This is a genomic window from Comamonas sp. JNW (assembly GCF_003105075.1).
Classification (GTDB): Bacteria; Pseudomonadota; Gammaproteobacteria; order Burkholderiales; family Burkholderiaceae_C; genus Comamonas; species Comamonas squillarum.
Map to the genome: position 1 here is coordinate 53,736 of NZ_QETI01000005.1, position 13,411 is coordinate 67,146.

At 62.1% G+C, this 13,411-nt stretch carries 9 protein-coding genes; 7 read left to right on the plus strand and 2 right to left on the minus strand.

Annotation, left to right across the window (positions count from 1 at the left end):
• Nucleotides 1-73: 73 nt before the first annotated feature.
• Together DCO45_RS09185 and DCO45_RS09190 are read right to left on the minus strand one after the other, a co-directional pair.
• A complete protein-coding gene (locus DCO45_RS09185) occupies nt 74-1,144 on the minus strand; it encodes a (p)ppGpp synthetase (RefSeq protein ID WP_116925753.1) in 1,071 nt (356 codons plus the stop codon).
• A 53-nt stretch (nt 1,145-1,197) separates the two neighbouring features.
• Nucleotides 1,198-2,283, minus strand: a complete 1,086-nt coding sequence (locus DCO45_RS09190) for an AI-2E family transporter (RefSeq protein WP_116925754.1) — start codon at nt 2,281-2,283, stop codon at nt 1,198-1,200.
• Between the two features lie 248 nt (nt 2,284-2,531).
• On the opposite strand from DCO45_RS09190, the gene DCO45_RS09195 reads away from it, so the two are divergent.
• The 7 genes from DCO45_RS09195 to alaS all read left to right on the plus strand — a co-directional run bounded on the left by DCO45_RS09195 (nt 2,532) and on the right by alaS (nt 13,357).
• Nucleotides 2,532-5,411 (plus strand): 2-oxoglutarate dehydrogenase E1 component, encoded by a 2,880-nt coding sequence (locus tag DCO45_RS09195; protein WP_116925568.1) that lies wholly within the window; start codon nt 2,532-2,534, stop codon nt 5,409-5,411.
• 39 nt (nt 5,412-5,450) lie between these two features.
• Nucleotides 5,451-6,713 carry a 2-oxoglutarate dehydrogenase complex dihydrolipoyllysine-residue succinyltransferase gene (odhB, locus tag DCO45_RS09200; protein ID WP_116925569.1) on the plus strand — a complete coding sequence of 421 codons (1,263 nt, stop codon included), beginning with the start codon at nt 5,451-5,453 and terminating at the stop codon, nt 6,711-6,713.
• Nucleotides 6,714-6,788: 75 nt separating this feature from the next.
• Nucleotides 6,789-7,241 carry a hypothetical protein gene (locus tag DCO45_RS09205; protein ID WP_116925570.1) on the plus strand — a complete coding sequence of 151 codons (453 nt, stop codon included), beginning with the start codon at nt 6,789-6,791 and terminating at the stop codon, nt 7,239-7,241.
• 2 nt (nt 7,242-7,243) lie between these two features.
• Nucleotides 7,244-8,671: a dihydrolipoyl dehydrogenase gene (gene lpdA, locus DCO45_RS09210; RefSeq protein WP_116925571.1), complete on the plus strand. Its 1,428-nt coding sequence runs from the start codon at nt 7,244-7,246 to the stop codon at nt 8,669-8,671.
• Nucleotides 8,672-8,762: 91 nt separating this feature from the next.
• Nucleotides 8,763-9,866: a cell division protein ZapE gene (gene zapE / locus DCO45_RS09215; protein ID WP_116925572.1), complete on the plus strand. Its 1,104-nt coding sequence runs from the start codon at nt 8,763-8,765 to the stop codon at nt 9,864-9,866.
• Between the two features lie 15 nt (nt 9,867-9,881).
• Nucleotides 9,882-10,589 (plus strand): hypothetical protein, encoded by a 708-nt coding sequence (locus DCO45_RS09220; protein WP_133248116.1) that lies wholly within the window; start codon nt 9,882-9,884, stop codon nt 10,587-10,589.
• 143 nt (nt 10,590-10,732) lie between these two features.
• Nucleotides 10,733-13,357 carry an alanine--tRNA ligase gene (gene alaS / locus DCO45_RS09225; RefSeq protein ID WP_116925574.1) on the plus strand — a complete coding sequence of 875 codons (2,625 nt, stop codon included), beginning with the start codon at nt 10,733-10,735 and terminating at the stop codon, nt 13,355-13,357.
• The last annotated feature ends 54 nt before the right edge of the window (nt 13,358-13,411 follow it).

Here is a 13,411-nt window from a genome sequence, read left to right on the forward strand (position 1 = left end):
TTGCTCTGGCCCCATGCCCGGGCTTGCCCTGGGTAGACAGGGCCTGTAGATCAGGGCAGGACGCTCTGGCCGCTCAGTCTTCGCTGGTGCTGTTGGCGGGCTGGCGCTGCAACCATTCCTCAAAGGCCTCACGCGCGGAGTTGCGCAGCGTTTTGCGAAAGCGCTGCTTGTCTTCCAGGTAAAGGCAGTGGCGCATCACCGTGAAGGGGTTGAAGCTGCTGGACGGGTAGCGGTGCTGGAAATCGGCTTTGTAGTGGCGCACGGTGGTGACATGCTTTTGCACCACGGCAAACAGCCAGCCGGCGTGGCGCACGGCAAAGTCATGCAGCAACTCGTCCAGGAAGAACTCCACCTTCTGCGGGTCAAACTCATAGCCGGGGAAGTGCTTGTAGCCAAAGGCGACAAAGCTGAAGGCATCGAGCGGCTCGTTGTGGTCGCCCAGGCCATCGCCCAGGGGGCCGTCGACCTCGTCCTCGGCACGCGAGAGCGCCAGCGCCTGGCTGGTCTCATTGCGGATCTGCAAGAACTCGCGGTCGGCCAGTTCAAACAGCGCCGACAGAATGTTGATGCGGCGCTTGAGGTTGGTCGGGATGGACTTCTTGTACTTGATCTTGTGGTCCAGCTCGCTCCAGGAGTCCTGGATGATGGTGCGGATCTGCAGCTCGAAGGCCTGGTCGGCATAGGCCTGGTGCTCGGTCAGCTGTGCCTGCTGCTGGTTGAGCCGCAGGTCCATATGGATGCCCTTGTAGCCAAACTCGGACTCCGAGTCTTCCATCGGTGAGGTCTTGTCGGTGATCTCGATCACATCGAAATATTCGCGCACCCGGGACATGATGGCCGGTGGCTCGTCCTCATAGAGGCAGACCACGCGCACGCCGATCAGGTCGGTGATGTAGTCCTCGATGGCATAGTCCTCGGACTGGTCCTCGACAAAGTTGCGGTACTTGCGCTTGAACTTGCGCACGCATTCGTCAGCGGTCTTCACCCGGCACTCGAACTTGGCGATGTTGACGCCCTCGAGGTTGCTCAAGATGGCGTGGATCAGCGCATTGAACGAGGCCGCCGCAGCCTTAAGGGTGGGCAACTGGGCGGCGTAGAAATCCAGGAATTCCTGTTTGCGGGATTCAAAATCGCGAGCGGGCATGGGGCAGGGCAGCAAAGAAGGGGCAGGCGCCACGCGCCCGCCAAAAGAAGAAGTTACTTGGCGCTATTGTCTACCTCTGTGGTGTCGCTGATGTGGGCCTGGGGTGCAAAAAGATCCCAGACCGCGATGAACAGCGCGGCAATCAGTGGCCCGATGACAAAGCCGGTAAGCCCGAACAGCGACAGCCCGCCCAGGGTGGAGATGAGGATCAGGTAGTCGGGCATCTTGGTGTCCTTGCCCACCAGGAGCGGGCGCAGCACGTTGTCGACCATGCCCATGATGGCGGCGCCATAGGCGGCCAGCACAATGCCTTCGGTGGTGGAGCCGGTGGCAATGTAATAAATAGCAACTGGCGCCCAGACAATGGCTGCACCCACGGCCGGCAACAGCGACAAAAAGGCCATCACCACGCCCCACAGCAGCGAGGCCTCGATGCCCAGAATCCAGAAGATGATGCCGCCCAGCGCGCCCTGGGTGGCAGCCACGGCCAGGTTTCCCTTGACCGTGGCGCGCACCACGGTGATGAACTTGGCGCCCAGCTTTTTCTTGTGCGCGTCATCGAGCGGCGTGGCGGCCAGGATCTTGCGGATCAAGGTCTTGCCGTCGCGCAGGAAGAAGAACAGCAGGTAGAGCATGATGCAAAAGCTCACCAAAAAGCCCATGGTGTTCTGGCCGATGGTCAGCACCTTGGTCGCCACATACTGGCTCGCCTGCACCGAGATGCCGGAGATCTTCTCCTGGATCACCTTGGGGTCGTTCAGGTTGAAGCGGGTCAGCAGGTCCAGCACCCACTGGGGCATGGCGTTGTAGATCTGCTGGAAGTACTGGCCGAAATTCATCTCGCCCGAGTGCACGCTCTCGTAGATGGTGGCCGCCTCCTTGGCCAGCGAGATCGACAGCAGGATCAGCGGCAGGATCACCAGCACCAGGCACAGCACCAGCGTAATCAGGGCCGCAATAGTCGGGTATTTGGGGAGGCGGACCAGGATTTTTTTGTGTAGAGGCGTAAACACAACAGCGAGGATCACGGCCCAGAAAACGGCCCCCTGAAAGGGGAAAAGCACGGCAAAAAAGGCAATGGTGACGCCTATTAGCAGCAAGATGAATGCTTTGTCGTGAAGAGAGTGGTTGTTGAACATCAAGCGCATCGGTGTGAATGGATAGCGCAAATGTATCTGCTTCCGGCATAAACCTACGCTATTTCGGGCACCCATCTGCTGGGGCCAAGGCCATCGAAGGACAAGCCCAGGCGGAAGTGGCACAATACCCGTTGTTCGGCCCTTCCCAGCCACAGTCGCATCCGCCAATCGGTTCAGCCGTGTCGCGGAAGGTTGTTTATATGCACCAGCTAATGCTTTCCAGAGGAAAGCGGAGGTCAGCGGAGAAAATGAGCGATACGAATTCTGTGTATCAAGCCTACCAAGGCAACACCTATCTCTTCGGCGGCAATGCCCCGTATGTCGAAGAGATGTATGAGAACTATCTGGATAACCCAGGCAGCGTACCAGACACCTGGCGCGCTTACTTTGATGCACTGCAAAACGTCCCCGCATTGGACGGCAGCAACGCCAAGGACGTCCCTCATCTTCCCGTCGTCAACGCCTTTGCCGAGCGCGCCAAACAAGGCGTGACCAAGGTGGTGGTAGCGTCTGGTGCTGATTCGGAACTGGGCCGCAAGCGCACTGCCGTGCAGCAGCTGATTGCCGCTTACCGCAATGTGGGCGCACGCTGGGCCGATCTGGACCCGCTGAAGCGCCAAGAACGCCCCGAAATTCCTGAGCTCGATCCAGCCTTCTACGGCTTTACCGATGCGGACCAGGAAACCGTGTTCAACATCAGCAACACGTTCTTCGGCAAGGAATCGATGACCTTGCGCGAGCTGCTCAATGCACTGCGCGAGACCTATTGCGGCACGTTGGGCGCGGAGTACATGTACACCGCCGAGCAAAACCAGAAGCGTTGGTGGCAGCAAAAGCTCGAGAGCATTCGCAGCAAGCCCGCCTTCAACGCCGACCAGAAAAAGCGCATTCTTGACCGCCTGACCGCGGCCGAAGGCCTGGAGCGTTTCCTGCACACCAAGTATGTGGGTCAGAAGCGCTTCTCGCTCGAAGGCGGCGAGTCCTTTATCGTCGCGATGGACCAGCTGATCAATGCCGCTGGCGTGACCGGCGTGCAGGAAATCGTGATCGGCATGGCCCACCGTGGCCGTCTGAACGTGCTGGTCAACACCCTCGGCAAGATGCCCAAGGACCTGTTTGCCGAGTTCGACCACACCGCCCCTGAAGAGCTGACCGCCGGTGACGTGAAGTACCACCAGGGCTTTAGCTCCGATGTGTCGACCACTGGCGGCCCGGTGCACCTGTCGCTGGCCTTCAATCCCTCGCACCTGGAAATCGTCAACCCCGTGGTTGAAGGCTCGGTGCGCTCGCGCATGGACCGCCGCAACGACCCGCAGGGCAAGCAAGTGCTGCCGGTGCTGGTGCACGGTGACGCGGCCTTTGCCGGCCAGGGCGTGAACCAGGAAACGCTGGCGCTGTCCGAAACCCGTGGCTACACCACGGGCGGCACGGTGCACATCATCATCAACAACCAGATTGGTTTCACGACCTCCGATCCTCGCGATCTGCGCTCGACCACGTATTGCACGGACATCGTCAAGATGATCGATTCGCCCGTGCTGCACGTCAACGGTGACGATCCCGAAGCGGTGGCACTGGCCATGCAGATGGCTTTGGACTTCCGTATGGAATTCTCCAAGGACATCGTGGTGGACATCATCTGCTACCGCAAGCTCGGTCACAACGAGCAGGACACGCCTGCACTGACCCAGCCGCTGATGTACAAGAAGATTGCCCAGCACCCCGGCACGCGCAAGCTGTACGCCGACAAGCTGGCCACGCAAGGGCTGGGCGAGACGCTGGGCGACGACATGGTCAAGGCCTACCGCGCGGCCATGGATGCGGGCAAGCACACGGTCGACCCGGTGCTGACCAACTTCAAGAGCCAGTACGCGGTGGATTGGAGCCCCTTCCTCAAGCAGAAGTGGACCGACAGCGCCGACACCGCCATTCCCGTGGCCGAGTGGAAGCGTCTGGCCGAGCGCGTCACGACCCTGCCGGAGTCGGTGAACCCGCACCAGCTGGTCAAGAAGGTCTATGACGACCGCGCAGCGATGGGCCGTGGCGACATCAACGTGGACTGGGGCATGGGTGAGACCATGGCCTACGCCTCGCTGGTGGCCTCGGGCTACCCCATCCGCCTGTCGGGCGAAGACAGCGGCCGCGGCACCTTTACCCACCGCCACTCGGTCGTGCACGACCAAAAGCGTGAGAAGTGGGATGAGGGCACCTACATCCCTCTGCAGAACGTCGCTGACAACCAGGCGCCGTTCACCGTGATCGACTCCATCCTGTCCGAAGAGGCCGTGCTGGGCTTCGAATATGGCTACGCCTCCAACGATCCCAACACCCTGGTGATCTGGGAAGCGCAGTTCGGCGACTTCGCCAACGGCGCGCAAGTGGTGATCGACCAGTTCATCGCCTCCGGTGAAGTCAAGTGGGGCCGTATCAACGGTCTGACCTTGATGCTGCCACACGGCTACGAAGGCCAGGGCCCCGAGCACAGCTCGGCACGCCTGGAGCGCTTCATGCAGCTGTCGGCGGACCAGAACATGCAAGTGACCCAGCCGACCACGGCTGCGCAGATCTTCCACTTGCTGCGTCGCCAGATGGTGCGTCCGCTGCGCAAGCCGCTGATCATCATGACGCCCAAGTCGCTGCTGCGTAACAAGGACGCAACCTCGCCCGTGTCGGAATTCACCTCCGGTGGCTTCCAGACCGTGATCGGTGAGCGCGATGAGGCCATCGTTGCCAAGGCCGACAAGGTCAAGCGCGTGATCGCCTGCTCGGGCAAGGTCTACTACGACCTGGTCAAGAAGCGCACCGAAGAAGGCAGCACCGATGTGGCCATCATCCGTATCGAGCAGCTCTATCCGTTCCCCCACAAGGCTTTTGCCGCTGAACTCAAGAAGTACAGCGCCGCCAAGGAAGTGGTGTGGTGCCAGGACGAGCCGCAAAACCAGGGTGCATGGTTCTTCGTGCAGCACTACATCCACGAGAACATGCTCGACGGCCAAAAGCTTGGCTACTCCGGCCGTGCCGCCTCGGCATCGCCTGCCGTGGGCTATTCGCACCTGCACCAAGAGCAGCAAAAGGCGCTGGTCGAAGGCGCATTCGGCAAGCTCAAGGGCTTTGTGCTGACCAAGTAAGCTCGACCTCAGCATTTAACGAATACAGAAAGAATTGTTATGGCAATCGTAGAAGTCAAAGTCCCCCAGCTGTCCGAGTCGGTCGCTGAAGCCACCATGCTCACCTGGAAGAAGAAGGCCGGTGAAGCTGTTGCTGTCGACGAAATCCTGATCGAGATCGAAACCGACAAGGTCGTGCTCGAAGTGCCAGCGCCTGCCGCTGGTGTGCTGACCGAGATCGTGCAAGGCGACGGCGCGACCGTTATCGCTGACCAGCTGATCGCCAAGATCGATACCGAAGCCGTGGCCGGCGCCGCTGCAGCCCCCGCTGCCGCAGCACCTGCGCCAGCTGCTGCCGCTCCCGCCCCCGCTTCTGCGCCTGCAGCTGCCGGTGGCAACAAGGGCGATGTGGCGATGCCAGCTGCAGCCAAGCTGCTGGCGGACAACAACCTGGCAGTCGGCGCTGTGGCCGGCTCGGGCAAGGACGGCCGCGTCACCAAGGGTGATGTGCTGGCCGCTGTGGCCGGTGGCGTCAAGTCCACCGCCGCCGTGATACCCACCGGCGCACCGACCAAGTCGCTGCCCCAGGTGGCGTCGCCCGCCGCTGCCCAAGACCTGGGCGAGCGTCCAGAGCAGCGCGTGCCGATGAGCCGTCTGCGTGCCCGTATCGCCGAGCGTCTGCTGCAGTCGCAGTCGACCAACGCGATCCTGACCACGTTCAACGAAGTGAACATGGCGCCCGTGATGGCGCTGCGCAAGAAGTTCCAGGACGACTTCACCAAGGAACACGGCGTCAAGCTCGGCTTCATGTCCTTCTTCGTGAAGGCGGCCGTGCATGCACTCAAGAAGTACCCCGTGCTGAACGCGTCGGTCGATGGCACCGACATCATCTACCACGGCTACTTCGACATCGGTATCGCCGTGGGCTCGCCACGCGGTCTGGTGGTGCCCATCCTGCGCAATGCAGACCAGATGAGCTTTGCCGACATCGAAAAGAAGATCGCCGAATTCGGCAAGAAGGCTGCTGACGGCAAGCTGGGCATCGAAGACATGACCGGCGGCACGTTCTCCATCTCCAACGGTGGCACCTTCGGCTCGATGATGTCGACCCCGATCATCAACCCGCCCCAATCGGCCATCCTGGGCGTGCACGCGACCAAGGACCGCGCTGTGGTCGAAAACGGCCAAGTGGTGGTGCGTCCGATGAACTACTTCGCGATGTCCTACGACCACCGCATCATCGACGGCCGCGAAGCCGTGCTGGGTCTGGTGGCGATGAAGGATGCGCTGGAAGATCCATCGCGTCTGCTGTTCGACCTGTAATCGGGTCGCCGGGCAGTGATGCTACGCGTTCTGGTGGCTGCAGCGTCCGCACTTGTGCTGGGCGCCTGCGGGACGTTGTCCCGTCCTGCAGCGCAGGATGTCGCCACGCAAAGCTGGAGCGGTGACTATCGCTTCCAGTGGGCAGCAGGCACCCAGGCTGCGCGCCGGGGTCTGCCTGCCCCATCACAGGTTCGCATCCGCCCGGTCACCTCCGCCAAGGAGGTGCCCGGCGCGAAGGCGGACGGCAATGGCCCGCAATGGGCCATTTCGTTTGTCGGCGAGCCCGGCGCGCCGCTGCCGCTCATCCCCTTCAAGGCCCAGGGCTATGAAGAGATGGGCTGGGCGGTGATGCGCGCTGGCGGCAAGATTGCATGCCTGGAGTCCGGCTCCTTCATGTTCGTCTGCCGCACCCATCCCGGCACCACCTTGTCGTTTGGTCGTCAAAACGACGAGCAACTGACCACCAAAACGGGCCTCTTCGGTGTGGCATTGCACCAGGGCAGTTTTGAACTAACACCATTGGATTAATCATGAGCAAGCAATTTGATGTCGTCGTGATCGGCGGCGGCCCCGGCGGCTACGTAGCGGCCATCCGTGCAGCCCAGTTGGGCATGCAAGTGGCCTGTATCGACGAGTGGAAGAACGCCGCTGGCGGTCCAGCCCTGGGCGGCACCTGCACCAACGTGGGCTGCATTCCCTCGAAGGCCCTGCTGCAGTCGTCCGAGCATTTCGAGCATGCCAACCTGCACTTTGCAGACCACGGCATCTCGACTGGCAAGGTCACGATGGATGTGGCCAAGATGATTGCCCGCAAGGACACCGTCGTCAAGCAAAACAACGACGGCATCCAGTACCTGTTCAAAAAGAACAAGGTCACCTTCTTCCACGGCCGTGGCTCCTTCGTGAAGGCCGCTGATGGCGGCTACGAAATCAAGGTCGCGGGCAAGGACGAAGAATCCATCACCGGCAAGCAGATCATTGTGGCCACTGGCTCCAATGCCCGCGCTCTGCCTGGCGTGCCTTTCGACGAAGACAAGATTCTGTCGAACGACGGCGCACTGCGCCTGGGCGCTGCGCCCAAGAAGCTGGCGCTGATCGGTGCTGGCGTGATCGGCCTGGAAATGGGCTCGGTCTGGCGCCGTCTGGGCACCGAAGTGACGGTGCTCGAAGGCATGGACAAGTTCCTGCCCGCCATCGACGAGCAAATCGCCAAGGAAGCCAAGAAGTCCTTTGACAAGCAAGGTCTGAAGATCGAGCTGGGCGTGAAGGTTGGCGATATCAAGGCCGACAAAAAGGGCGTGCAGATCAGCTACACCAATGCCAAGGGTGAAGCCCAGCAGCTGGACGTGGACCGCCTGATCGTGTCCATCGGCCGCGTGGCCAACACCATCGGTCTGAACCCCGAAGCCGTGGGCCTGGCCCTGGACGAGCGTGGTGCCATCGTCGTGGACGAGAACTGCAAGACCAACCTGCCTGGCGTCTGGGCAGTGGGCGACGTCGTGCGTGGCCCGATGCTGGCCCACAAGGCCGAGGAAGAGGGCGTTGCCGTGGCCGAGCGCATTGCGGGCCAGCACGGCCATGTGAACTTTGCGACCATTCCATGGGTGATCTACACCAGCCCCGAAATCGCATGGGTGGGCCGCACCGAGCAGCAGCTCAAGGCCGACGGCGTCGCTTACAAGGCTGGCACCTTCCCGTTCCTGGCCAATGGCCGCGCACGTGCGCTGGGCGATACCACCGGTATGGTCAAGTTCCTGGCCGATGCCACGACCGACGAAATCCTGGGCGTGCACATGGTCGGCCCGATGGTTTCGGAGCTGATCTCCGAAGCCGTGGTGGCGATGGAGTTCAAGGCATCGAGCGAAGACATCGCCCGTATCTGCCACGCCCACCCATCGCTGTCGGAAGCGACCAAGGAAGCGGCCCTGGCCGTGGACAAGCGCACCCTGAACTTCTGATCCTGAAGTTTTAGGCGAAAATGGCCTCTGGTGCAGATTGGTTCTGCGCCAGAGGCTATGTCATTTATAGCAACAAGAGATTGAGACACCCATGGGTACAGCGGTAAGAGATGCATACGAGGCCGAACTCAAGGCCAAGGGTTTTCAAAGTGATCCTGCACAGATGCGTGCGGTGGACGCCTTGCAGCGCTGTGCCGATGAGTGGGAGCAGTACAAGAACAAGCGCTCCAACCCGATCAAGAAGCTGATCAACCACCCCGACATTCCGCGCGGGGTGTACATGTATGGCGGGGTGGGGCGCGGCAAGAGCTTCATCATGGATTGCTTCTTCAACGCCGTGCCGCTGCGCCGCAAGGTGCGTTTGCATTTCCATGAGTTCATGCGCGAGGTGCAGCGCGAGCTGACCCTGCTCAAGGGCACGCAGGACCCGCTCGATGTGCTGGGCGCCAAGATCGCCAAGAAGTACAAGCTGATCTGCTTTGACGAGTTCCATGTGGCGGACATCACCGATGCGATGATCCTCTACCGCTTGCTGCTGGCCTTGTTCAACAACGGCGTGGGCTTTGTCACCACCTCCAACTTCACGCCCGATGGCCTCTACCCCGATGGCCTGCACCGCGACCGCATTCTGCCAGCCATCGACCTGCTCAACGCGCGCATGGATGTGATCAATGTCGACAACGGCACCGACTACCGCCGCCGCGCGCTGGAGCTGGCCCAGCTCTACCATTGCCCGCTGGGCCCGGAGGCCGATGCAGCGATGGAGCAGACCTTTGGCCAGTTGGCCGAGGTGCCTGACGAAAAACCAGTCTTCAAGATTGAGTCGCGCGAGCTCAAGCCGCGCCGCCGCGCAGGGGGCGTGATCTGGTTCGATTTCCATGAACTGTGCGTCAACCCGCGCTCGCAAAATGACTACCTGGAGCTGGCCACCCAGTTCCACACCGTGCTGCTGTCCAATGTGCCGCAGATGTTCGTCAACATGGCCTCGCCCGCACGCCGCTTTACCTGGCTGGTCGATGTGCTCTATGACCGCCGGGTCAAGCTCATCATGTCGGCCGCCGTGCCGCCCGAGCAGCTCTACACCGAAGGGCCGCTGTCCCATGAGTTTCCGCGCACCGTCTCGCGCCTCAACGAGATGCAGTCGCAGGAGTATTTGTCGCTAGAGCGACGCGTGGTCGATACCGCGCTGACCTGAGAAGAGAGGGCCCCTATGCCTCGTTTGAACACTGTCACCGTGCTGGTGCTGCTGGCTGCCACCGGCCTGGCCCATGCGGCCTCCGGCAAAACCTCGAATGCGCAGGAGCGCACGCAGGCGCGTGCCCAGATCACGCTGGAGCGCAAGGACAGCGAAGCGCGCCTGGCCAACAACGAAAAGATCTGCTACCAGCACTTTGCGGTGACCGACTGCCTGCAGAAGGTGCGCCGCCAGTACAACACCGAAGAGCGCGCGCTGCGCCAGCGCGAGCTGGCCATCAATGCGCAAGAGCGTGACGAGAAAACCGCCAACCAGCGCGATGCCCGCGCCAACAAGCAAAGCGATTTTGAGCGCAAGCACCCCACACTGGATGGAGGTGCCCTGAACCAGCCCGATCTGGAGCAGCGCCAGAAAGAGCACGACGAGCAGGCGGCCCAGCGCAGCAGCCATGCGCCCAAGCGCAATGCCGAGAGCATTGCCGAGCAGCAGCAGCGCCGCGAGCAGGATGCCGCCCGCCGTGCCACCAGCCAGGCTGGCAAGGTGGACAGCAAGCAGCGCACGCTGCAGCGCCACAACGAAGACCGGGCGGACAGCATCAGCGAGGCCCAAGAGGAATACGATGCCAAGCAAGAGGCTGCGCAGCGCAAGCTCGAAGCCCATGAAAAGCGCATGAAGGAGCAGGAGGGCAAGCGCAAGGCGGCGCCACTGCCCGTGCCCCAGTAAACCGCTGGAAGACTACGCATCACGCGCCAGGGGCCCTTGCACAGGCTGCCCTGGTGCTGCGGTTGCGACCAAACCCTATAATGGAAGATTCGCGCCCGCACCGCTTCAGGGGAAGCGGGCAGGCGCCACCACTGCATCACACCATGAGTACACCCACTTTTTCCGTCGCTGAGATCCGCAAGACCTTCTTGGACTTTTTCGCGTCCAAGGGGCACACCATTGTTCCGTCCAGCCCGCTGGTGCCGGGCAACGATCCGACGCTGATGTTCACCAACTCCGGCATGGTGCAGTTCAAGGATGTGTTTCTGGGCACGGACAAGCGCCCCTACACCCGGGCAACGAGCGTGCAGACCTGCCTGCGTGCCGGTGGCAAGCACAACGACCTGGAAAACGTGGGCTATACCGCGCGCCACCACACCTTCTTCGAGATGCTGGGCAACTGGTCCTTTGGCGACTACTTCAAGCGCGAATCGCTCAAGTGGGCCTGGGAGCTGCTGACCGAGGTCTACAAGCTGCCGGCCGAGAAGCTGCTGGCCACCGTCTATGAAGAAGACGACGAGGCCTACGACATCTGGACCAAGGAGATCGGCCTGCCCCCAGAGCGCGTGATCCGCATTGGCGACAACAAGGGCGGCCGCTACAAGAGCGACAACTTCTGGATGATGGCCGACACCGGCCCTTGCGGCCCTTGCTCTGAAATCTTCTACGACCACGGCCCGCACATTGCCGGCGGCCCTCCAGGCTCGCCCGATGAAGACGGTGACCGTTTCATCGAGATCTGGAACAACGTGTTCATGCAGTTCGACATGGCCGAAGACGGCTCGGTCAAGCCGCTGCCAGCCCCCTGCGTCGACACCGGCATGGGCCTGGAACGCCTGGCTGCCATCTTGCAGCATGTGCACAGCAACTACGAGATCGACCTGTTCCAGGCGCTGATCAAGGCCGCTGCACGCGAGACCCATATCGACGATCTGGAAACCCCATCGCTCAAGGTCATCGCCGACCACATCCGCGCGACCGCCTTCTTGGTGGCCGATGGCGTGATCCCCTCGAACGAAGGCCGCGGCTATGTGCAGCGCCGAATCATCCGCCGCGCCATCCGCCACGGCTACAAGCTGGGCCAGAAGACCCCCTTCTTCCACAAGCTGGTCAAGGACCTGGTCGCCGTGATGGGCGATGCCTACCCCAAGATTCGCGAGCAGGAAGCGCGCATCACCGAGGTGCTCAAGGTCGAGGAAAAGCGCTTCTTCGAGACCCTGGCCCATGGCATGGACATCCTGGACAGCGCACTGGCCGGTGGCGCCAAGGTGCTGCCCGGTGATGTGGCCTTCAAGCTGCATGACACCTACGGCTTTCCGCTGGACCTGTCCAACGACGTGGCGCGCGAACGCGGCCTGAGCGTGGACGAGGCGGGCTTCCATGCCGCGATGGAGCAGCAAAAGAGCCAGGCCCGCGCAGCGGGCAAGTTCAAGATGGACCGCGCACTGGAATACACCGGCGCGGCCAATGCCTTCACCGGTTACACGCAGCTGAGCGAGGCCGCCAAGGTCGTGGCGTTGTATGTCGATGGCAGCAGCGTCAACGCGATCAACGCTGGCCAGACGGCCGTGGTTGTGCTGGACACCACCCCGTTCTACGCCGAGTCGGGTGGCCAGGTGGGCGACCAGGGCGTGATTTCGGCCGGTGCCAACCGCTTTGTCGTGGAAGACACCTTGAAGATCAAGGCCGATGTGTTTGGCCACCACGGCCAGCTCGCTGCGGGCAGCCTCAAGGTGGGCGATGCGGTGCAAGCCGAGGTCGATACCGCCTTGCGCGCCGCCACCATGCGTAACCACTCGGTCACCCACATCATGCACAAGGCGCTGCGTGAAGTGCTGGGCGACCATGTGCAGCAAAAGGGCAGCCTGGTCAATGCGGAACGCACCCGCTTTGACTTTGCCCACAACAGCCCGGTGACCGATGCGCAAAAGCGCGAGATCGAAAAGCGCGTGAATGCCGAGATCCTGGCGAACACCGAAACCGGCGCGCGCGTGATGGACATCGAGAGCGCACAAAAGACCGGCGCGATGATGCTGTTTGGTGAAAAGTACGGCGAGACCGTGCGCGTGCTGGACATTGGATCGAGCCGGGAACTCTGCGGCGGCACCCATGTGCAGCGCACCGGTGACATTGGCCTGTTCAAGGTCGTCGCCGAAGGCGGCGTGGCCGCTGGCGTGCGCCGTATCGAAGCGGTGACCGGCGAGAACGCGCTGGCCTACCTGCAGTCGCTCGAATCGACCGTGGACGAAGCCGCTGCCACCTTGAAGGCCCCAGTGGCTGAGCTGAACCACCGCATCGGTGGTGCGCTCGACCAGATCAAGGCGCTGGAGAAGGAACTGGCCCAGCTCAAGGGCAAGCTGGCGTCGAGCCAGGGCGATGAGCTGGCCGGCCAGGCGGTGGACGTCAAGGGCATCAAGGTGCTGGCTGCCACCCTGGATGGCGCCGATGCGAAAGCGCTGCGCGACACCATGGACAAGCTCAAGGACAAGCTGGGCACCGCTGCCATCGTGTTGGCGGCTATCGACGGCGACAAGGTACAGCTGGCCGCAGGCGTGACCAAGGACAGTATTGGCAAGGTCAAGGCCGGTGAACTGGTGAACTTTGTCGCCCAGCAAGTGGGCGGCAAGGGCGGCGGCAAGCCCGACATGGCGATGGCTGGCGGCACCAACCCAGCGGGCCTGGCGCAAGCGCTGGCGGGCGTTCAGGCCTGGGTGGCCGAGCGGGTCTGATAGCCCCTTAAGCCGCTTCGCATCCCCCAACGAACCTCCTGCAATGCAGGGGGC